The organism is Sphingomonas aerolata, from assembly GCF_003046295.1.
Taxonomy (GTDB): domain Bacteria; phylum Pseudomonadota; class Alphaproteobacteria; order Sphingomonadales; family Sphingomonadaceae; genus Sphingomonas; species Sphingomonas aerolata.
In genome coordinates this window covers 1,323,707-1,342,675 of sequence record NZ_PZZN01000001.1, presented here as the reverse complement: position 1 = coordinate 1,342,675, position 18,969 = coordinate 1,323,707, and the positions used below count along the sequence as shown (strand labels likewise).

General features: G+C 67.7%; 22 protein-coding genes. 9 read left to right on the top strand and 13 right to left on the bottom strand.

Annotation, left to right across the window (positions count from 1 at the left end; genetic code table 11):
- Positions 1 to 46 precede the first annotated feature (46 nt).
- The 7 genes from ribH to gltX form a co-directional block, all read right to left on the bottom strand.
- Entirely contained in the window at positions 47 to 469 is a 423-nt protein-coding gene (gene ribH, locus C8J24_RS06245) for a 6,7-dimethyl-8-ribityllumazine synthase (protein WP_031440486.1), read from the bottom strand.
- Positions 469 to 1,632 carry a 3,4-dihydroxy-2-butanone-4-phosphate synthase gene (gene ribB, locus C8J24_RS06240; RefSeq protein ID WP_031440487.1) on the bottom strand — a complete coding sequence of 388 codons (1,164 nt, stop codon included), beginning with the start codon at positions 1,630 to 1,632 and terminating at the stop codon, positions 469 to 471. Before ribB ends, ribH begins: the two co-directional genes overlap by 1 nt.
- Positions 1,622 to 2,263, bottom strand: coding sequence for a riboflavin synthase (locus C8J24_RS06235; protein WP_107931026.1), 642 nt, complete (start codon positions 2,261 to 2,263; stop codon positions 1,622 to 1,624). The genes ribB and C8J24_RS06235 overlap by 11 nt, the downstream gene beginning before the upstream one ends.
- Positions 2,263 to 3,246 carry a bifunctional diaminohydroxyphosphoribosylaminopyrimidine deaminase/5-amino-6-(5-phosphoribosylamino)uracil reductase RibD gene (ribD, locus tag C8J24_RS06230; protein WP_420894098.1) on the bottom strand — a complete coding sequence of 328 codons (984 nt, stop codon included), beginning with the start codon at positions 3,244 to 3,246 and terminating at the stop codon, positions 2,263 to 2,265. The genes C8J24_RS06235 and ribD overlap by 1 nt, the downstream gene beginning before the upstream one ends.
- The gene (locus tag C8J24_RS06225; RefSeq protein ID WP_031396092.1) at positions 3,243 to 3,590 is read right to left on the bottom strand and encodes a hypothetical protein; all 348 of its coding nucleotides are present in this window, start codon (positions 3,588 to 3,590) and stop codon (positions 3,243 to 3,245) included. Before C8J24_RS06225 ends, ribD begins: the two co-directional genes overlap by 4 nt.
- Before the next feature lie 103 nt (positions 3,591 to 3,693).
- Positions 3,694 to 4,359 carry an energy transducer TonB gene (locus tag C8J24_RS06220; protein ID WP_107931021.1) on the bottom strand — a complete coding sequence of 222 codons (666 nt, stop codon included), beginning with the start codon at positions 4,357 to 4,359 and terminating at the stop codon, positions 3,694 to 3,696.
- A gap of 160 nt (positions 4,360 to 4,519) precedes the next feature.
- Positions 4,520 to 5,863 carry a glutamate--tRNA ligase gene (gene gltX / locus C8J24_RS06215; RefSeq protein ID WP_107931019.1) on the bottom strand — a complete coding sequence of 448 codons (1,344 nt, stop codon included), beginning with the start codon at positions 5,861 to 5,863 and terminating at the stop codon, positions 4,520 to 4,522.
- Positions 5,864 to 5,969: 106 nt separating this feature from the next.
- Between gltX and C8J24_RS06210 the strand changes: the two genes are divergently transcribed.
- A complete protein-coding gene (locus C8J24_RS06210) occupies positions 5,970 to 6,908 on the top strand; it encodes a ribose-phosphate pyrophosphokinase (RefSeq protein ID WP_056406689.1) in 939 nt (312 codons plus the stop codon).
- 36 nt (positions 6,909 to 6,944) lie between these two features.
- Here C8J24_RS06210 and C8J24_RS06205 read toward each other — a convergent pair whose 3' ends face one another.
- Complete coding sequence (locus C8J24_RS06205) at positions 6,945 to 7,286, bottom strand: PilZ domain-containing protein (RefSeq protein ID WP_042466950.1); 342 nt, start codon at positions 7,284 to 7,286, stop codon at positions 6,945 to 6,947.
- Here C8J24_RS06205 and C8J24_RS17280 point away from each other — a divergent pair.
- The 6 genes from C8J24_RS17280 (at position 7,285) to C8J24_RS06180 (ending at position 12,825) form a co-directional block, all read left to right on the top strand.
- The gene (locus C8J24_RS17280; protein WP_146163641.1) at positions 7,285 to 7,530 is read left to right on the top strand and encodes a hypothetical protein; all 246 of its coding nucleotides are present in this window, start codon (positions 7,285 to 7,287) and stop codon (positions 7,528 to 7,530) included. The two genes, C8J24_RS06205 and C8J24_RS17280, sit on opposite strands and share 2 nt — an antisense overlap.
- Complete coding sequence (sucC, locus tag C8J24_RS06200) at positions 7,517 to 8,719, top strand: ADP-forming succinate--CoA ligase subunit beta (protein ID WP_031393438.1); 1,203 nt, start codon at positions 7,517 to 7,519, stop codon at positions 8,717 to 8,719. Before C8J24_RS17280 ends, sucC begins: the two co-directional genes overlap by 14 nt.
- Positions 8,720 to 8,950: 231 nt before the next feature.
- Positions 8,951 to 9,697: an electron transfer flavoprotein subunit beta/FixA family protein gene (locus C8J24_RS06195; RefSeq protein ID WP_031393439.1), complete on the top strand. Its 747-nt coding sequence runs from the start codon at positions 8,951 to 8,953 to the stop codon at positions 9,695 to 9,697.
- Positions 9,694 to 10,623 carry an electron transfer flavoprotein subunit alpha/FixB family protein gene (locus C8J24_RS06190; protein WP_107931017.1) on the top strand — a complete coding sequence of 310 codons (930 nt, stop codon included), beginning with the start codon at positions 9,694 to 9,696 and terminating at the stop codon, positions 10,621 to 10,623. The genes C8J24_RS06195 and C8J24_RS06190 overlap by 4 nt, the downstream gene beginning before the upstream one ends.
- A gap of 165 nt (positions 10,624 to 10,788) precedes the next feature.
- Complete coding sequence (locus tag C8J24_RS06185; RefSeq protein ID WP_107931015.1) at positions 10,789 to 11,544, top strand: energy transducer TonB; 756 nt, start codon at positions 10,789 to 10,791, stop codon at positions 11,542 to 11,544.
- A gap of 42 nt (positions 11,545 to 11,586) precedes the next feature.
- On the top strand, positions 11,587 to 12,825 hold the full coding sequence (locus tag C8J24_RS06180) for a dipeptidase (protein WP_107931013.1): 1,239 nt from the start codon (positions 11,587 to 11,589) through the stop codon (positions 12,823 to 12,825).
- 3 nt (positions 12,826 to 12,828) lie between these two features.
- Here C8J24_RS06180 and C8J24_RS06175 read toward each other — a convergent pair whose 3' ends face one another.
- Genes C8J24_RS06175 through C8J24_RS06160 form a run of 4 tightly spaced genes read right to left on the bottom strand, consistent with a single transcriptional unit; the run spans position 12,829 to position 17,244 of the window.
- Entirely contained in the window at positions 12,829 to 14,103 is a 1,275-nt protein-coding gene (locus C8J24_RS06175; protein ID WP_107931474.1) for an MFS transporter, read from the bottom strand.
- The gene (locus C8J24_RS06170) at positions 14,075 to 15,079 is read right to left on the bottom strand and encodes a histone deacetylase family protein (RefSeq protein WP_107931011.1); all 1,005 of its coding nucleotides are present in this window, start codon (positions 15,077 to 15,079) and stop codon (positions 14,075 to 14,077) included. Before C8J24_RS06170 ends, C8J24_RS06175 begins: the two co-directional genes overlap by 29 nt.
- Before the next feature lie 23 nt (positions 15,080 to 15,102).
- Entirely contained in the window at positions 15,103 to 16,677 is a 1,575-nt protein-coding gene (locus tag C8J24_RS06165) for a lysine--tRNA ligase (protein ID WP_107931009.1), read from the bottom strand.
- Positions 16,678 to 16,734: 57 nt separating this feature from the next.
- A complete protein-coding gene (locus C8J24_RS06160) occupies positions 16,735 to 17,244 on the bottom strand; it encodes an outer membrane protein assembly factor BamE (RefSeq protein WP_031396395.1) in 510 nt (169 codons plus the stop codon).
- A 129-nt stretch (positions 17,245 to 17,373) separates the two neighbouring features.
- Between C8J24_RS06160 and C8J24_RS06155 the strand changes: the two genes are divergently transcribed.
- Positions 17,374 to 17,880, top strand: coding sequence for a ubiquinol-cytochrome C chaperone family protein (locus C8J24_RS06155; protein WP_107931007.1), 507 nt, complete (start codon positions 17,374 to 17,376; stop codon positions 17,878 to 17,880).
- Complete coding sequence (locus tag C8J24_RS06150; protein WP_107931005.1) at positions 17,877 to 18,401, top strand: YceD family protein; 525 nt, start codon at positions 17,877 to 17,879, stop codon at positions 18,399 to 18,401. Before C8J24_RS06155 ends, C8J24_RS06150 begins: the two co-directional genes overlap by 4 nt.
- Positions 18,402 to 18,419: 18 nt before the next feature.
- Here the strand turns inward: C8J24_RS06150 and C8J24_RS06145 are convergent, their stop codons facing one another.
- On the bottom strand, positions 18,420 to 18,959 hold the full coding sequence (locus C8J24_RS06145; protein ID WP_031396398.1) for a SixA phosphatase family protein: 540 nt from the start codon (positions 18,957 to 18,959) through the stop codon (positions 18,420 to 18,422).
- Positions 18,960 to 18,969 lie beyond the last annotated feature (10 nt).

The window sequence follows — 18,969 nt, the reverse complement described above, 5'->3', positions numbered from 1 at the left end:
GGCGATCGTGGGTAGATGAGGGCGGACGTCCGAACGCCCACGCATCCTACGCGACGAAGCGGTCCTTCAGCGCCAGCATCGCCAGCGCTGCTTTCGCCGCGCCGCCGCCCTTGTCGCCCTCGGTCGGGCGGGCGCGGGTGAGCGCCTGCGCCTCGTTCTCGGTGGTCAGGATGCCGTTGCCGATCGGCAGGCCGTCCATCGTCAGCGCCATGATCCCGCGCGCGCTCTCGCCCGCGACGATCTCGAAATGATAGGTTTCGCCGCGGATCACGACGCCCAGCGCGACATAGCCGTCATAGGTCTCGCTTTCGGCCGCCAGCGCGATCGCGCCGGGGACCTCGAGCGCGCCGGGGACGGTGATCGTCTCATGGCTGTGCCCCGCCGCCTCGATCGCCGCGCGCGCGCCTTCGATCAGCAGGTCATTCAGATGGTCGTAGAACCGCGCTTCGACGATCAGGATATGCGCCATCAGTTGGGAGCCTTTTCGGTGTCGAGGGGAGCGATCGGGCGTTCGCCGACAATCGACAGGCCATAGCCGTCGAGCCCGACCAGCGTGTGGTGGGTGTTGGTGATCAGCACCATGTCATGGACGCCGAGCTCGGTCAGGATCATCGCGCCGACGCCGTAGTCGCGCAGCTCCTCCATGTCCGGGGTGATCTCCGCGCCCGCCTTCTTCAGCACGGCGGAGGTGAACGCGTTGCCGCGCGGCCGGTTGATGACGACGATCACGCCCGCGCCCTCGTCGGCGATCATCTGCATCGACCGGGCGAGGATCCGGCCGCGATCGCCCGATTCGCCGAAGATGTCGGCGAACGGCGACAGCGCATGCATCCGGACGAGCGTCGGCTTTGCCGGGTCGATCCGGCCTTTGACCAGCGCGACCTGCTCGGTGCCCGTCGCCTTGTTCCAGAAGGTCAGCGCGGTCCAGTCGCCGCCCCATTCGGACGTGAACCTGGCCTCGGCGCGCTTCTCGACCAGATGGTCGTAGCGGCGGCGATAGGCGATTAGGTCGCGGATCGTGCCGATCTTGATATTGTGGAACTGCGCGAAGGTGACGAGGTCGTCCATCCGCGCCATCGTCCCGTCCTCGTTCATGATCTCGCAGATCACGCCCGAGGGGTTCAATCCGGCCAGCCGCGCGACGTCGACCGCCGCCTCGGTATGGCCGGCGCGGATCAGCACGCCGCCGTCGCGTGCGACCAGCGGGAAGACATGGCCGGGGGTGACGATGTCCGCCTTCTGCTTGGTCGCATCGATCGCCACCGCGATCGTCCGCGCGCGATCCGCCGCCGAGATGCCCGTCGTCACGCCTTCGAGCGCCTCGATCGACACAGTGAACGCGGTCTCGTGCCGCGTGCCGTTGTTGCGGCTCATCAACTCGAGTCCGAGCTCTTCGGTCCGCGTCTTGGTCAGCGCGAGACAGATCAGGCCGCGACCGAACTTCGCCATGAAGTTGATCTTCTCGGGCGTCGCCATCTGCGCGGGGATGACCAGGTCGCCCTCGTTCTCGCGGTCCTCGTCATCGACCAGGATGAACATCCGGCCGTTGCGCGCCTCGTCGATGATCTCTTCGGGGCTCGACAGATATCCATGCTTCAGGCGCCCGAGTTCGGCGCTGCGTTCAGCTGGCATTGACACGGTAATGCTCCATCCGTTGGAGATAGCGGGCAAGGACGTCGATCTCGATATTGACCGTCCGGTCGGTCTCGATCGTCCCGAGCGTGGTGACGCCCCAGGTATGCGGGATGATGTTCAGCCCGAACTCGACCGCCTTCTGCCCATCAGGGCCGTCGACGTCGCGGACGGTGTTGACGGTCAGCGACACGCCGTCGATCGTGACCGATCCCTTGGCGGCGATGAACGGCGCGATGTCCGCGCCGGCGCGGACGGTGACGCGGTGCGAGCCGCCTTCCTCGACCACCGACACCACCGTGCCGAGCCCGTCGACATGGCCGGTGACGATATGCCCGCCCAGTTCCTCGCCGAGCTTCATCGCGCGTTCGAGGTTCAGCGGGCGACCTTGCGTCCACTGATCGCGCGCGGTGCGGCTGATCGTCTCGCCCGAGACGTCGACCGCGAACCAGTGCGGTCCGTCGCCGCCCGCGGACTTGTCGACCACGGTCAGGCAGACACCCGAACACGCGATCGACGCGCCCAGGTCGATCGTGGCGGGATCATAGGTGGTCGCGATGACCACGCGCGTGTCGCCCTGCTGCGCCACGCTGGTGATTTTGCCGATGTCGGTGACGATTCCGGTAAACATTATCCCTCGTTTCGCTCGCGCTCGTAGACCTCGACTCGGTCGCTGCCAAGTTGCCGTGACTCGACGATCGACCAGCGCCCATGCGCGCTGGAAAGATCGCCGAGACCAATATCGCCAATGGAATGCCGGCCGCCGCCGATCAGGATCGGCGCGCGGTACAGCAGCAGCCGATCGACCAGGTCCGCGGCAAGGAACGTCGACGCTACGGCCGCGCCGCCCTCGACCAGCAGATGGTCGCCGGGCAGGGCCGCAATATCCTGCGGATCGGCGATGACGTGCCACCCCGCGTCCGCATCAGGCGCCGTCCGCGACAGCAGCACGCGGAGCGGTGCCCGCGATTCGAGCCCGGCCAGTCGCACGTCGAGTCGCGGCGCATCTGCCTCCAACGTCCCGCGCCCGACCAGTATAGAATCGTGCCGGCTCCGTTCGAGATGCGCATGCGCGCGCGCCTGTGGCCCGGTGATCCAGCGGCTCGACCCGTCCGCCATCGCGATACAGCCGTCGAGCGAGGTCGCGAGCTTCAGCGTGACATGCGGCCGGCCGCGGGCGAGTCGCATGAGGAACCCCGCCATCGACCGTCGCGCCTCGGCGGCGCGCACACCCGTCTCGACGCGGATCCCGGCGTCGCGCAACCGCGCGAACCCACGCCCCGCCGTCCGGGGATCGGGATCTTCCAGCGCCGCGACGACCCGCGCCACGCCGGCCGCGATCAGCAGATCGCTGCACGCCGGCCCGCGCGGTGATTCATGCGCACAGGGCTCGAGCGTCACATAGGCCGTGGCTCCCCGCGCCTTCACGCCCGCCTGCGCCAGTGCCATCGCCTCGGCATGCGGCCGACCGCCTGCTTGCGTCCAGCCGCGCCCGACGACACGTCCGTCCGCGACGATCACGCAGCCGACACAAGGGTTGGGTGCCGTCCGCCCACGTCCCCGCGCGGCCAGCGCCAGCGCTGCCCCGACAAACCGGCCGGATTCGATGGTCAGATCCCCAGCGCCTTCAGCTTGTCGTCCATCCGCTTGAACGACGCGCGGGTTTCCTCCTCGCGCTTCTTCTGCTCAGCCAGACGCGCGGCCTTGATCGGCGCGTCGATCTTCTGCTGGGCGACGATCTGCGCATCGGTGCGATCCGCGGGCCATTGCTCGACATAGACGATGTTCGGCCGATACTCGCGCTCGGCATAGCTGTCCTTCGAGAAGGCGTAGATCAGGAAGCCCGTGACGAGCATCGCTAGCGCGAGAAAGCCAAGCTCGTACGGCTGCCGGCCCCGGAGGAACAGGCGGAGGTCGCGATAGGCGCGGACCGGCGAGAAACGACTGAAAGAGCCCATCGCGCAAAGATAGGCATGCAGGCCCCCCAAGGCCAGTACCTTGGGCGACGACCCGGGGGGCCGACCTGCAGGCCCATCCTTGCGGAGGGTCGTCGCCCGCGGCTCAGTTTTCCAGCACGAACGACAGGTTCATCGTCTTCCACGCCTCGACCGCGACCCCGTCGCGCGTCGCCGGCCTGAACCGCCACTTCGTCAGCGCCCGGTCCAGCGTCGCGCGATAAAAGGCATCGCTGGTGGCGGTGACCCGCTCGACCTGTTTCACGCGCCCGTCCGCGCCGATCAGCACGCGCAGGACGACTCGCCCCTCGCGCCCGGCCCGGCGTTCCTCGGACGGATAACCCGGCTGGAAATCCGCAGCATAGCGCGGGTCGATGCCCGGCTGGACGAACAGGGGCGACGGCTTGGGCGGATCGACCGCCACGCTGCCTGTGCCCGTGCCGACGACGTCGATCGGCGGGGTGAAGGGCAGGGGGTCTGGCAACACCTCGAACCCCTCGGTGGCCGGCGTCGGCACCTGCCGGATCGGTGCATCGGGCCGCGGCGCGGGGCGCGGCTGCTGGCGGACCAGCGGATCGGCGGGCGGCACCGGCGTGGGCGGCGGCGGGGTGTGCGGGATATAGATTGTGAGTGGCGGGTCGGGCGGCGTGAACGGCACCAGTTCCGGCGCCGCAAAAAACAACGCCCCGATCACCACGCCGTTGATCGCCAGAGCGACGCCCAGGCTTCCGGGATTCAATCCGCCCGTCCGGCTCATTCTGTCCGCGTACATCCGTCCGTCTCCTTCGCATCTCCTCGAGGATGGCGGCGCGATCGATACCGCCGAATGAAATGGTACATCATTACATACGCCGCGCAAGCGCGATTGGAGCCGTTTTGCACGTGGTCGGATCAGCAACGGTCGGCGAGGTTTCAGCCCGCCCGGCCAAGCCTCAGCTGGCGCGCGCGGCCGCCAGTCGCGCCAGCGCCCGCTCACGCCCGATTAGCGGCAGCAGCGCGACCATGTCGGGCCCGTGATCGCGCCCGGTCAGCGCGCGGCGCAGCGGCAGGAACAGCGCCTTGCCCTTGCGCCCGGTCTCCGCCTTCAGTTGGCTCGTCAGGGCGTGCCAGGGGTCACTTGCCCAGTCGATCGCCGCGGCAGCGACCAGCGCCTGGTCGAGATACGCCGCATCCTCGTCTCCGCCGAGGGGTTCGACCGCGACCGGCCCCTCGATCACCCGCCACCAGTCGGCGGCATCGGCGAGCGTCACCAGGTTCGGACGTACCGCCTCCCATGCGGTCTCGCCCATCCCCTCGGGCAGGCGGTCGGCGACGTCGGCAAAGGGCAGCGCATGCAGGATCCGCGCATTTACTTGCGCCAGCTCCCCCTCGTCGAACCGCGCCGGCGCGCGGCCGAACCGGGCGAAGTCGAACGTCGCGATCAGCGGCGCAGCGTCGGTGATCGGCTCGACCGGATCGCTCGTCCCGATCCGCGCGAGCAGCGCGCGCACCGCCTGCGGCTCGATCCCGACGTCCCGGAAATGATCCGCGCCGAGCGAGCCCAGCCGCTTGGACAATTTCCCTTCCGCGCCGGTCAGCAGCGCCTCGTGCGCAAACTGCGGTGCGGGCGCGCCGAGTGCTGCGAACATCTGCAGCTGAAGCGCGGTGTTCGACACATGATCCTCGCCGCGCACGACATGAGTCACGCCCATATCGGCATCGTCGATCGCCGACGGCAGCATGTACAGCCACGACCCGTCCGCGCGCCGGATCACCGGGTCGCTCATCGTCCGCGCCTCGAAATGCTGCTCGCCGCGGATCAGGTCGGTCCACGCGATCGGCGTGTCGTGATCGAGCTTGAATCGCCAGTGCGGCGCCACCCCGTCGCGCTCGAACGCCGCACGCTGCGCCTCGGTGAGCGAGAGTGCCGCGCGATCATAGATCGGCGGCAACCCGCGTCCCGCCTGGATCTTGCGCTTCAGGTCGAGCTCCTGCGCACTCTCATACGCCGGATAGATATGCCCGCTCTCGACCAGCGCCGCGAACCGCGTTTCGTACAGCGCGAACCGCGCCGACTGGCGTTCCTCGCCATCGGGCGTCATCCCCAGCCAGTCGAGATCGCTACGGATTGCGTCGACGAACCGCTCCTCGCTGCGCGCCGCATCGGTGTCGTCGATCCGCAGCAGGAAGCGTCCGCCCTGCGCGCGCGCGAACATCCAGTTGTGGAGCGCGGTACGGATGTTGCCGACGTGCAGCCGGCCGGTGGGCGAGGGGGCGAAACGGGTTATGACGGTCATGCCCTGCGCTGTACGAAGCGGCGCGCGCCCCGGCAAACCCCTTCGGCCCTTTCCCCATTGAAACACCGGGACTAAGGGGCGTGCGACAGGGCGTGGAGCGATTTTGATGAAATTGATGACCGGCAATTCGAACCTGCCTCTGGCGCAGGAGATCGCCGCCTATCTCGAAATCCCGCTGACCGATGTCAGCGTCCGACGCTTCGCTGACGAGGAAGTGTTCGTCGAGATCAACGAGAATGTCCGCGGCGAGGACGTGTTCGTGATCCAGTCGACCGGCTATCCGGCGAACGACAACCTCATGGAATTGCTCATCATGATCGACGCGTTGAAGCGCGCGTCGGCACGCCGCATCACCGCGGTCATCCCCTATATGGGCTATGCCCGCCAGGACCGGAAACCCGGCCCGCGCACGCCGATCTCGGCCAAGCTCGTCGCCAACCTCATCACCGTCGCGGGCGCCAACCGCGTCCTTTCGGTCGATCTCCATGCCGGGCAGATCCAGGGCTTTTTCGATATCCCGACCGACAATCTCTATGCGGCGCCGGTCATGTCCGCGGATATCCTTGCGCGGTTCAAGGGCAAGAACCTGATGGTCGTCTCCCCCGACGTCGGCGGCGTCGTGCGTGCGCGTGTGCTCGCCAAGCGGCTCAACAACGCGCCGCTCGCGATCGTCGACAAGCGTCGCGAGCGCGCAGGCGAATCGGAGGTGATGAACATCATCGGCGAGGTCGAGGGCCGCTTCTGCATCCTCGTCGACGACATCGTCGATTCGGCGGGTACGCTGTGCAATGCGGCGGCCGCGCTGATGGAGGCGGGCGCCGAGGGCGTCGTCGCCTATGTCACGCACGGCGTGCTGTCGGGCGGCGCGGTCGCGCGGGTCGAGGGCTCCGAACTGCGCGAGCTCGTCATCACCGATTCGATCGGCAATCACGACGTGATCAAGGGCGCGCATGGCAAGATCCGCCACCTTCAGATCGCACCGCTGCTCGGCGAGGCGATCAAGCGGATCGCGGATGAAACTAGCGTCTCGAGCCTGTTCGACTGAGGCGCGTCGCTGTCGGATCGTGGTGCGGTCGCCGGGTTACCGCTGCGACAGCGCCACGATGTGATCGAACACCGCAGGGTGTAGCGGCTTGGCGAAGGCGCAGCCATATTTGAACTTGTCGCGCCACGCGACCACCGCCTCGAGCGCGGCGAGGCCGGGCAAGGTCAGCCACACGACCGTCCCCGGCCAGAGCGTAAAGCTCGTCTCGGCCCGGAACCCCGACAGCGACAGGTCGGTCACTTCGATCTCGAACCGCGTCTGGCCGCGGTCGCGCAGATGCGCACGCATCCTGACGGATTTGCGCAACGCCCGGCGCAACTCTCCACCGGGCTCTTCACCGGTCCGAGTCTCAGGCGAGTCGTAGGCGGGGTCTGTCATGGTTCAACTCTGGCACGAAAAGGGTTACTTTTCCGCAAATGTTTGTGATCCGGCAGGCGTTTCGATCCGCCGCGGCGCGCATCCACAAAATGGCCAAAAATCAGCGATCCCCTCGCTCTATTGCGAACGAGACGCAAGTGCAAATGCCTTAAGGGTGGATTTGCGGCGCGCCCTGTGCTTTACGCGCTGGCAATTCCCGAGTTTCCCAAAAATTGCGTGGAGCCTTCCCGATGAACATCCATGAATACCAGGCCAAGGAACTGCTGGCCAAGTTCGGCGTCCCCGTCCCCGCCGGTTTCGCGGCGCTGACCGTCGAGGAAGCCGTCGAGGCCTCGAAGAAGCTCCCCGGGCCGCTCTACGTCGTCAAGGCGCAGATCCACGCCGGCGGCCGCGGCAAGGGCAAGTTCGTCGAGCTCGGCCCCGACGCCAAGGGCGGCGTCCGCCTCGCCAAGACCGAGGACGAGGTTCGCGCGGCCGCGACCGACATGCTCGGCAACACGCTCGTCACCATTCAGACGGGTGACGCGGGCAAGCAGGTCAATCGCCTGTACGTCACCGACGGCGTCGACATCGACAAGGAATTCTACCTCGCGCTGACGCTCAACCGCACCACCGGCCGGGTGATGATGGTGGCCTCGACCGAAGGCGGCATGGACATCGAAGCGGTCGCGCACGACACGCCCGAGAAGATCCAGTCAATCGACATCGACCAGGCGACCGGCTTCATGCCGCATCACGGCCGCGCCGTTGCCGCTGCACTCCAGCTGACCGGCGATCTCGCCAAGCAGGCCGCAAGCACCGCGTCGAAGCTGTATGACGCGTTCATGGGCACCGATGCCGAGCAAATCGAGATCAACCCGCTCGCGGTCACCAACGACGGCAAGCTGATGGTGCTCGACGCTAAGGTCGCGTTCGACGGCAACGCGCTGTTCCGCCACAAGGACCTGCTGCAGCTGCGCGACGAGACCGAGGAAGATCCCGCCGAGCTCGAGGCGTCGAAGTACGACCTCGCCTATATCAAGCTCGACGGCGACATCGGCTGCATGGTCAACGGCGCAGGCCTCGCCATGGCGACGATGGACATCATCAAGCTCAACGGCATGTTCCCGGCCAACTTCCTCGACGTCGGCGGTGGCGCCAACAAGGAGAAGGTGACCGCGGCGTTCAAGATCATCCTCGCGGATCCGAACGTGAAGGGCATCCTGGTCAACATCTTCGGCGGCATCATGAAGTGCGACATCATCGCCGACGGCATCGTCGCGGCGGCGAAGGAAGTGAACCTGTCGGTCCCGCTCGTCGTCCGCCTCGAGGGTACGAATGTCGAGAAGGGCAAGGAGATCCTTGCGAACTCCGGCCTGGCGATCGTCCCGGCGAACGACCTTGGCGACGCCGCCAAGAAGATCGTCGCAGAGGTGCAGAAGGTCGCGGCGTAACCGCTGTCGGCCTCGCATACTGACTTCGCGAAAAACGGGGCTCGGACGGAAACGTCCGGGCCCTTTTTCGTTGGTATCGCAGCCGGTCCGACGGGGCGGTCGTCGTGACGCTACGGTATCCGATGTTTCCGTACCGCACTTGCGAAAACGACGCGAAACCGCCATCTGTCGCACCAACGCAGCCGGTAACCGGCGGGCGAAACGAACATATTCACCTTGGAAGGAATCCTGATGAAGGTGCTGGTGCCGGTCAAGCGTGTGCTTGACTACAACGTGAAGCCTCGCGTGAAGGCGGACGGAACGGGCGTCGATCTGGCGAACGTCAAGATGAGCATGAACCCGTTCGACGAGATCGCGGTCGAGGAAGCGATCCGCCTGAAGGACAAGGGCGTGACCGAGATCGTCGTTGTCTCGATCGGCGAGCAGAAGTCGCAGGAAACGCTGCGCACCGCGCTCGCCATGGGTGCCGACCGCGCGATCCTCGTCCTCAGCGAGACCAAGGTCGAGCCATTGGGCGTCGCCAAGATCCTCGCCAAGATCGTCGAGGAAGAACAGCCCGACCTCGTCATCCTCGGCAAGCAGGCGATCGACGACGACAACAACCAGACCGGGCAGATGCTCGCCGGGCTTCTCAACTGGGGCCAGGGCACGTTCGCGTCGAAGGTCGAGATCGCCGACGGCTCGGTCCATGTGACGCGCGAAGTCGATGGCGGTGCGGAGACGGACACGCTCAAGCTGCCCGCGATCATCACCACCGATCTTCGCCTCAACGAGCCGCGCTATGCGTCGCTGCCGAACATCATGAAGGCCAAGTCGAAGCCGATGGCGACCAAGGCGCCGGCCGACTTCGGTGTCGATGTGACGCCGCGGCTGACCACGCTGAAGGTCGTCGAGCCCGCCAAGCGCTCGGCGGGGATCAAGGTCGCTGACGTCGATGAGCTCGTCGGCAAACTCAAGACGATGGGAGTCGCAAAGTGAAGACGCTCGTTTGGGTCGAACATGACGGTCAGGTCGTCAAGGACGCCACGCTTTCCGCGGTCACTGCCGCGAGCAAGCTCGGCGAAGTCCATCTGCTGGTCGCAGGGCAGGGGGTCGACGCCGTCGCCGTTGCGGCTGCCAAGATCGCCGGCGTCGGCAAGGTGCACGTTGCCGATGACGCGGCGTTCGCGCACGCGCTCGCCGAAAACGTCGCGCCGCTGATCGTCGAGCTGATGGGCCATCACGACGCGTTCGTCGCGCCGTCGACCACGCACGGCAAGAATATCGCGCCGCGCGTTGCCGCGCTGCTCGACGTCATGCAGATCAGCGACATCCTCTCGGTCGAGAGCGACGACACGTTCACGCGGCCTATCTATGCGGGCAACGCGATTGCTACCGTCCAGTCGTCGGACGCGAAGAAGGTCATCACCGTCCGCGGCACCGCATTCGAAAAGGCCGCGACCGAGGGCGGCTCGGGCGAGATCGAGGCGGTCGCCTCGACCGGCGACAAGGGTCTGTCGACCTTTGCCGGCGCGGAGATCGCGAAGAACGAGCGTCCCGAACTGACCAGCGCGAAGGTCATCGTTTCGGGCGGCCGTGCGCTGGCCTCAAGCGATCAGTTCCACGCGCTGATCGATCCGCTCGCGGACAAGCTCGGCGCGGGCGTCGGTGCAAGCCGCGCCGCGGTCGATGCGGGCTATGCCCCGAACGACTATCAGGTCGGCCAGACGGGCAAGATTGTCGCCCCCGAAGTCTATGTCGCAGTCGGCATCTCGGGCGCGATCCAGCACCTCGCGGGCATGAAGGATTCGAAGACGATCATCGCGATCAACAAGGACGAGGACGCGCCGATCTTCCAGGTCGCGGACATCGGCCTGGTCGGCGACCTGTTCAAGATCGTGCCCGAACTGACCGAAAAGCTCTGACGCCGCCCCTCCTCCCCCGCGAGGGGGAGGTGGCAGGCATAGCCTGACGGAGGGGAGGATAGACGGACCCATATTGCCCGTCCTCCTCCCCCACCCACCAAACCCCCGGACAGCGCCGCGGCCCGAACGCTTGCCGCCCCGCGCCATCCTCCCCAGATATCAGTCATGTACGGCGTCCAACCCCATCCGCGCGACCGGATCCTGTCCGCCGCCGGCGCCGCTGCCCTGTGTGCAGCATTGGGCTATGCGCTGATCCTCGGCCTCGGCGTCAGCCTCCCGTCCGCGATCCCCGACGCGCTCAAGACCTTCGCGGTCGGCCCGCCGCCCCCGCCCCCGCCGCTGGAAAAAGTCGTACCCCGCCCGGCGAAGAGCCACCGGCCCGAAGGCGCCGCATCACCCGCCAATCTCCGGTCAAAGGCGACCGAGCTCGTCGCCCCGATCCCGATCGTCCCGCCCGTCATCCCGCCGCCGATCGTCGCTGCGCTCAAGCCCGGCGTCGGCAGTGCAGCGACGACCGGCGCCGCCCCGGTCCCGGGCCCCGGCACCAGCGCGGGCGGTGAGGGCGACGGTACCGGCAGCGGCCGTTATGGCGACGGCGACGGCGATGGCGGTGACGAGAGCCCGCCGCGGCTGTTGAAGGGGCGGTTCCGGAACAGGGACTTCCCCAATGCGGAGGCGATCATCGGCGCGGGCGGCGTGGTCGGTGTCCGCTACACCGTCGAGACAACCGGCCGCGTCACCGGGTGCAGCATCACGCGTTCGAGCGGCAATGCGGTGCTCGACGCGACCACCTGCCGGCTGATCGAGCTGCGCTTTCGCTATCGCCCCTGGCTCGACGCCGCGGGGCGCCCGGTCCGCTCGACCGTCGTCCACAATCAGGAATGGGTCAACGAACTCGGCCCCCCCGAGGACGACGACTGATCCTCTTGCCGCTGTGCGATGCGGCGGGCACGATGGTGCGGCATGATCACGGCCCTGCTCCTGATCGCCGCGCAGGCAAGCGCGGCGCCCGTCGCCCCCGACCCCCGCATAGCCGCGCGTGTCGACCGGGTGCTCAAGAAGACCCCGGTCATCGACGGCCATAACGACCTCGCCTGGGAAATCCGCGACGTGCACGGCGCGAAGGTCGAATCGCTCGATCTCGCTGCGGACACACGCCCGCTCCAGACGGACATTCCCCGCCTGCGCAAGGGCCGCGTCGGCGCGCAATTCTGGTCGGTATGGATCCCCGCGGACACGACCGGCCCGCGCGCCGTCGAGATGACGCTCGAACAGATCGACATCGTCCGCCGGTTCATCGCCGCCAACCCTGCCGCGCTCGAACGCGCGACCAGCGCCGCCGATATCCGTCGGATCGAGAAGGCGGGGCGGATCGCGTCGCTGATCGGGGTCGAGGGCGGGCACCAGATCGACGGGCGCCTCTCCGTGCTGCGCCAGTACCGCGCGCTTGGCGTCGGTTACATGACGCTGACGCACGGCAGGAGCCTGAACTGGGCGGACAGTTCGACCGATGCGCCGCGCGCGAACGGGCTCACCGATTTCGGCCACGCGGTCGTCGCCGAGATGAACCGGATCGGGATGATTGTCGATGTCAGCCACGTCTCCGACGCGACGATGCGCGCGGTCCTCGCCGCCGCCAGGGCGCCGGTGATGGCCTCGCATTCCAGCGCCCGCGCGCTGACCGACGCGCCGCGCGACATTCCCGACGACCTGCTCGCTGCGATCGGCGCGAATGGCGGGATCGTCATGGTCAATTTCTATCCGGCCTTCGTCTCGACCGCGTGGCGGGCCTGGGATGCCGACCGGACCGCCTTCGCCAAGACTGCAGGCGTGCCCGCCAACGTCTACGGCGCGCGTTCGCCTGCGCCGCTGGTCGCCTGGGACCGGGACCATCCCGAACCGCGTGTCACCGCCGCGACCGTTGCGGATCATGTCGAGCATATCGGGCGGGTGGCTGGCCGCGATCATGTTGGCCTCGGTGGCGATTATGACGGGATCAACGGGACCGGGCCGGAGGGGATGACCGGCGTCGACGGCTATCCGCTGCTGTTCGCCGAACTCGCACGGCGCGGCTGGAGCGATGCCGACATGGCCAGGCTCGCCGGCGGCAACATGCTCCGCGTCATGGATGCCACCGACGCGGTCGCGCGGTCGCTGTCCGCGCTGCCGCCGGGCGACGCGATCGATATCGCCTCGCGCTGAGGTTCAGGGCACCGGCATCCGCGGTGCCGTCACCGGCTCGACCCGCAATGGTGGCACCGCGCGCAGCCTCAGCCCGATCGCCAGCGCCGCACCGCCGACGACCAGGCAAAAGCCCGTCACCCCGGGCCAGCCGGCATGCGTCCACGCGAACCCGCCCGCCGAGCCCAGCACGCTCGACCCCATATAATAGAAGAACAGATAGAACGCAGCCGCCTGCCCGCGCGCGCCACCGCCCGCGACGCTCTGTGCCCGCCGCCCGACCCACGCGCTCGCGATCGAATGCGCGCCGAAAAAGCCGCTCGTCACCACCGCGATGCCGGCGATCACCAGTGCCAGCGGCTGCATCGCGGTCAGCGCGACACCCGCGATCAGCACCACCACCGGCACCCAGAAGATCGTCCGCCGCCCCAGCCGCCCGGCGAGCGTCCCGAACCGCGCCGAGCTGATCGACCCCAGCACATAGAGCAGGAACACCGCCCCCACCGCCGACTGGCTGAGCCCGTAGGGCGGCCCCATCAGCCGGAATCCCGCATAATTATAGACGGTGACGAACACCCCCATCAGCAGGAACGCCTCGAGATACAGCAGCGGCATCGCTTGGTCGGCGAACAGCGCACGCGCATCGCGGGCCAAGGCCGCCGGTCGGCCCGCGCTGGGGCGGAAGTTGCGCGACGGCGGAGCAAGCCGGCGAAACCCCTCGGCCATCGCAAGGCCGGCGATGCCGACCGCGGCGATCGCGAACCGCCAGCCGCCGAAATCGGCGACCAGGCTCGCGACCAGCCGCCCGCCCATCCCGCCGATCGCGCTGCCCGCGATATACAGCCCCATCGCACCGCCTACCGACGCCGAATCGACCTCCTCGGCGACATAGGCCATCGCCACCGCCGGCACCCCAGCGAGCGCGAGCCCGGTCAGGAAGCGCAACACGAGCAACCCGCTCCACCCCGGCACCAGCGCGGTCGCGAGCGTCAGCGCACCCGCCGCGAACATCGCCGCGATCATCAGCGGTCGCCGCCCGAGCCGGTCGGACACCAGGCCTGCGAACAGGATTCCGATCGCGAGCGGCCCCGTCGCCAGCGAGACCGCAAGCGACGCCGCCTCCGCGCTCAGGGCGAACTGCGCGGCGAACGACGGCAGCAAGGGCTGCACCGAATAAAGCAGCGAGAAGGTCGAGAACCCCGCGAACAGCATCGCCAGCGTCAGCCCGCGATAGGCCGGCGTCCCCGCCGCAATACCCGTTTGCGAAATGTCAGAATCCCCGCAGGAAGCTGTCGACATTGTGGCCGAGCGCATCGACCGCATAGCCGCCCTCCATCACGATCGCGGTCGGCCAGCCGCGCGCCGCGATATCGCGCGCCAGCACCGCATAATCGGGCGTGGTCAGCGCGAAGTGCGAGATCGGATCCCCCGCCCACGTATCCGCGCCGAAGCTGACGACGAGCAGCCCGGGATCGAACGCCGCGATCGCGTCGAGCGCGGTCGTCTGCGCCGTGCGAAACGCGTCGATCGTCGTGCCGTGGGGCAAAGGCAGGTTCAGCGTCGCACCGCGACCGTCGCCGTCCCCCGTCTCGTCCGCATGCCCCCAGAAGAACGGATAGTCGGTCCGCGGATCGGCATGGACCGAGGCGTAGAACACATCGCCGCGGTCGTAGAAGATGTCCTGCGTGCCGTTGCCGTGATGATAGTCGATGTCGAGGATCGCGACGCGCGCGACGCCCGCATCACGTGCCGCCTGCGCTGCGATCGCCGCGGTGTTGAGATGGCAATAGCCGCCGCAATAATCCGCACCCGCATGATGACCGGGCGGCCGGCACAGCGCGAACGCCGCGCGGTCGCCCGCCAGCACCGCCTGCGTCGCGGCAAGCGCGGACTGCGCGCTGCCATAGGAGGCGGCCCAGCTGTCGGGGGTGATCGGCGTCGTCGCGTCGAAGCTGTGCGCCCCGATCAGCGCATCGATCCGCGTCAGGTCGAGCGGCCGCCGCGCGCGGATCGGAAACGCATAGGGAATCGCATCGCCCGTTCGCCCCGCCTCGCGCCACAGCCGCGCCGCGTCCTTCAGGAACGTGACATAGGCCGGCGAATGCACCGCGAGGATCGCTGCCTCGCCGCGGTCCGCCGGTGTCTCGACCGGCCCCAGCGCCGCTAGGATCGCATCGACCCGCGCGGGCATCTCCGCATAGGTCGTGAAGCCGCCATTGTGCAGCTCCTGCGTCGGCGCATGCGCCCGCTGCCGGTCGTCGAAGAACAGGCGCATCGGGTATACCCTCGTAAGGAGTGTCAGGCAGCGGGGCGGGCGAGCGCCTCCGCGATCAGCTTGCGCGAATTGTCGATCCCGTACAGCGCGATGAAACTGCCCATCCGCGGCCCCTGTTCGGACCCGAGCAGCGTCTCGTACAGCGCCTTGAACCAGTCGCGCAGGGTCTCGAACCCGCCGGTCTTGCCGATCTCGTAGACGATGTTCTGCACATCCTCAGCGCTCCCATCGGCGGGCAGCGCGGCGAGTTCGGCATCGAGCCGCTCGAGCGCCGCGATCTCGACGCCTTCGGGTGCACGCCGCTTGAGCGTCGGCGCGACGAAATCGCGGCCGTACGCCAGCGCATGGTCGATCAGCTTGTCGAGCTCGGGATAGCTCTCCGCCGACGCATCGGGGACATAGTTCGCCAGATAGCCCCAGACCTGCGCCTTGCTCGCATCGCCCATCACGCCGACGAGGTTGAGCAGCAGCCCGAACGTCACCGGCAGCTCGCCCTCGGGCAGCTTGCCGTCATGGATGTGATGCACGGGGTTGCCGAGCTTCTGCTTCAGGTCCTGGCCGGCATAATTGCCGCGGAACTGCCAATATTCGTCCACCGCGCGCGGGATCACGCCCATGTGCAGCGACTTGGCCTTTTTCGGCTCGCGATAGGCGTAGAACGCCAGCGATTCCTGCGGGCCATAGGTCAGCCACTGGTCGAGGCTGAGGCCATTGCCCTTGGACTTCGAGATCTTCTCGCCATTCTCGTCGAGGAACATCTCGTAGTTGAAGCCCTCGGGCGGGCGGCCGCCGAGCACGCGCGCGATCTTCGACGACTGCGTGACCGAATCGATCAGGTCCTTGCCCGCCATCTCGTAATCGACGCCGAGCGCGACCCAGCGCATCGCCCAGTCGACCTTCCACTGCAGCTTGGCCTTGCCGCCGAGCACCGACTGCTCGATCCGCTGCCCCTCGTCCTCGAACGCGATCAACCCGGCCTCGGCATCGATCACCTCGATCGGCACCTGCAGCACGATGCCGCTGGTCGGCGAGATCGGCAGCACCGGTGAATAGGTCGCGCGGCGCTCGGCGCGGAGCGTCGGCAGCATCACGTCCTGGATGCCCTGGAAATGCCGCAACACACCCTTCAGCGCCTCGTCGAAGCGACCGCTCGTGTAATAGTCAGTCGACGACGCGAACTCGTAATCGAAGCCGTAGCGATCGAGAAATTCGCGCAGAATCGCGTTGTTGTGCGCGGCGAAGCTCGAATGCGTCCCGAACGGATCGGGGATCTGCGTCAGCGGCTTGCCGAGATGCTCGCGCAGCATGTCGCCATTGGGGACGTTGTCGGGCACCTTGCGCAGCCCGTCCATGTCGTCCGAAAACGCGATCAGCCGCGTCGGCGTATCGCTCAGTGCGTGGAAGGCGTTGCGCACCATCGTCGTGCGCAGCACCTCGTTGAACGTGCCGATATGCGGCAGCCCCGACGGGCCATAGCCGGTCTCGAACAGGATCGGCGCGTCCTGCTTGCCCTGCGGATAGCGCTTGAGGAGTTTGCGTGCCTCCTCATACGGCCAGGCTTTGGATTCCAGGGCGGCGGTGCGGAGCTCGTCGGTCATGCCCCGCGCCCTAGCGCGAAGGCACGAGTCTGCAAAGTCCGCGACCGCCCGGTAGCGTTAGGGCCGCGTGCGGCCCGTACCCGTATTGGCGCCACCGCCGCCGCCCGTGCCGGGGGCACCGACCGAGCCGATATTGCCGAACAGATCCTGGAAGAAGCCGCGCTGGCGACCCAGCGTCGGCGTCGTCTTGCCATCGGGGCTGATCGACGCGACCTGATCGAGCCCGCCGCGACGGATCGCGGTGACGGTGCCCTGCTGGTCGAAGCTGATCTGCAGCGTGATCTGCGCGTTCGGGCGCGGGTTGCGGAACGCCAGGTTGCGGCTGTCGCGCGCCAGATAATACCAGTCGCCCTGGTCGAACTGTCCCGCGAGCGTCGGCTTGCCGAGCGTCTGGAGCACCGACTGACGGTTGTCGACGCCAGGCTGGACCGAGTTGACGAGGTCGACATCGACCACATAGCCCTGATGCGAGCGAAGCTGCGTGCAGCCTGCGCTCGTCAGGCCGACGAGCGCGAGCGCCGCGACGCTGGCCGTACGGCGTGTCAGGCGGAATGAAAGGACGCTCATATACTCTCCCGGGGCGGGGTCACGCGATACTGGCGGCAGCACGATTGCATCGGCCGCGGATCGCCTCGATATGCGAGGTTGCGCAGGCAAACAAGCCGCCGCGCATTGGCGACGGGAAGGCGACAGGATTTGGGCTGGTTCGGCAGGCTATTGGGCGAGAAGCACGACGAGGCGCTGCCACTTTATACCGCGGTCGTGCAGCGCGCGCGCGCGGAGCACTGGTATCGCGACGGGCAGGTGCCCGACACGGTCGACGGCCGCTTCGACATGATCGCCGCGGTGCTCGCGCTCGTCATGCTGCGGATGGAATCGGAGCCATCGGGTGGTGAGCCCGCCGCGCGACTCGCGGAACGCTTCGTCGACGACATGGACGGGCAGCTTCGTGAGCTCGGGATCGGCGACATCATCGTCGGTAAGCATATCGGCCGGATGATGAGCATGCTCGGCGGGCGGCTTGGTGCCTATCGCGACGGGCTCGCGGCCGGTGATCTCGACGGACCGCTGGTCCGCAACCTCTATCGCGGTGATCCGCCCGCGCCCCCCGCGCTCGCGCATGTCCGCACGGCACTCACCGACTTCCACGCCGCACTCGCCGGTGTCCCGCTATCAACCTTACTCGCCGGAGAGCTGCCATGACCCCCGAATTCAGCCGCCCCGAGCGACTCGACACGATTGGCGAGCGCGATCGCAGCGTGACCTTCGCCGCAACGCCCGAGGAACGCCGCAAGCTTGCCGCACGGTTTGCGATCCTGTCCGTCGACTTGCTCGAGGCGCACTTCACGATCCGACGCGATACGAGTGGGATCGTCGCCAAGGGACATGTGACGGCAAAGGTCGTGCAGGCCTGTTCGGTGACCGACGAACCGCTCACCGCGACGATCGACGAACCCGTCGCGCTGCGCTTCGTTGATGATTTCGGCGCGGTCGACGGCGAGATCGAATTGTCGGACGATGCGCTCGACACCGTGCCGATCGATGGCGGTGCGGTCGATCTGGGGGAAGCGGCGGCCGAGACGCTCGCGCTCGCGCTCGATCCCTTTCCCCGCGGCCCCAATGCCGCGGCCGCACTGCGCGCCGCCGGGGTGATCAGCGAGGATGAATATCAGCCGGTCAACGCGTTTTCGGGGCTGAAGGCCAAGCTCGAGGGCAAGGGCTGACGAGTCCGGCCCGACGCGTCAGTCCGCGTCGGGCCCCAGCGTCGGATCGAGATCGCGTGGCCGCACGAAGCGGGTGAACCGCGCCGATCCGCTCGTCAGATCGTCCCAGTCGTCGATGTCGAACTGCAGCTCGGCGAGACTTGCGGTCGGATATTTGTCCTCGACCGCGTCGCGGAACGGGTGGGTCACGTCTGGGGTCAGCAGCAGGACGAGATCCTCAAGCCCCGGATTATGCCCGATCACCAGCGCGCGATCGACGCCGCGCGGCAGGTCGCGGACGAGGTCGAGAATCGTCCCCGCCGACGCCAGATACAGCCGCCGGTCCCAGTCGGGCGCCAGCGTGCGTCCATAGCCCGCGACGATCTCGTCGAGCGTCTCGACGACACGGACCGCGGGCGAGGCGACGACATGATCGAACGCGAGCGACAGCGTGCGCATCTGCCGCCCGATGATCGTCGCGGCGCGGCGGCCCTTGGCGTTCAGCGGCCGGTCGAAATCGCGCGAGACCGTGTCGTCCCAGCCCGACTTGGCATGGCGCAGCAGCGTCAGCGTCTTCATGGCTCGGGCG

Bases quoted from the DNA above. Each gene is read 5' to 3' on its own strand.
- ribH (WP_031440486.1), bottom strand. From the start codon at position 469: ATGGCGCATATCCTGATCGTCGAAGCGCGGTTCTACGACCATCTGAAT.
- ribB (WP_031440487.1), bottom strand. From the start codon at position 1,632: ATGCCAGCTGAACGCAGCGCCGAACTCGGGCGCCTGAAGCATGGATAT.
- C8J24_RS06235 (WP_107931026.1), bottom strand. From the start codon at position 2,263: ATGTTTACCGGAATCGTCACCGACATCGGCAAAATCACCAGCGTGGCG.
- C8J24_RS06225 (WP_031396092.1), bottom strand. From the start codon at position 3,590: ATGGGCTCTTTCAGTCGTTTCTCGCCGGTCCGCGCCTATCGCGACCTC.
- C8J24_RS06220 (WP_107931021.1), bottom strand. From the start codon at position 4,359: ATGTACGCGGACAGAATGAGCCGGACGGGCGGATTGAATCCCGGAAGC.
- gltX (WP_107931019.1), bottom strand. From the start codon at position 5,863: ATGACCGTCATAACCCGTTTCGCCCCCTCGCCCACCGGCCGGCTGCAC.
- C8J24_RS06210 (WP_056406689.1), top strand. From the start codon at position 5,970: ATGAAATTGATGACCGGCAATTCGAACCTGCCTCTGGCGCAGGAGATC.
- C8J24_RS17280 (WP_146163641.1), top strand. From the start codon at position 7,285: ATGGTTCAACTCTGGCACGAAAAGGGTTACTTTTCCGCAAATGTTTGT.
- C8J24_RS06205 (WP_042466950.1), bottom strand. From the start codon at position 7,286: ATGACAGACCCCGCCTACGACTCGCCTGAGACTCGGACCGGTGAAGAG.
- sucC (WP_031393438.1), top strand. From the start codon at position 7,517: ATGAACATCCATGAATACCAGGCCAAGGAACTGCTGGCCAAGTTCGGC.
- C8J24_RS06195 (WP_031393439.1), top strand. From the start codon at position 8,951: ATGAAGGTGCTGGTGCCGGTCAAGCGTGTGCTTGACTACAACGTGAAG.
- C8J24_RS06185 (WP_107931015.1), top strand. From the start codon at position 10,789: ATGTACGGCGTCCAACCCCATCCGCGCGACCGGATCCTGTCCGCCGCC.
- C8J24_RS06180 (WP_107931013.1), top strand. From the start codon at position 11,587: ATGATCACGGCCCTGCTCCTGATCGCCGCGCAGGCAAGCGCGGCGCCC.
- C8J24_RS06175 (WP_107931474.1), bottom strand. From the start codon at position 14,103: ATGTCGACAGCTTCCTGCGGGGATTCTGACATTTCGCAAACGGGTATT.
- C8J24_RS06170 (WP_107931011.1), bottom strand. From the start codon at position 15,079: ATGCGCCTGTTCTTCGACGACCGGCAGCGGGCGCATGCGCCGACGCAG.
- C8J24_RS06165 (WP_107931009.1), bottom strand. From the start codon at position 16,677: ATGACCGACGAGCTCCGCACCGCCGCCCTGGAATCCAAAGCCTGGCCG.
- C8J24_RS06160 (WP_031396395.1), bottom strand. From the start codon at position 17,244: ATGAGCGTCCTTTCATTCCGCCTGACACGCCGTACGGCCAGCGTCGCG.
- C8J24_RS06150 (WP_107931005.1), top strand. From the start codon at position 17,877: ATGACCCCCGAATTCAGCCGCCCCGAGCGACTCGACACGATTGGCGAG.
- C8J24_RS06145 (WP_031396398.1), bottom strand. From the start codon at position 18,959: ATGAAGACGCTGACGCTGCTGCGCCATGCCAAGTCGGGCTGGGACGAC.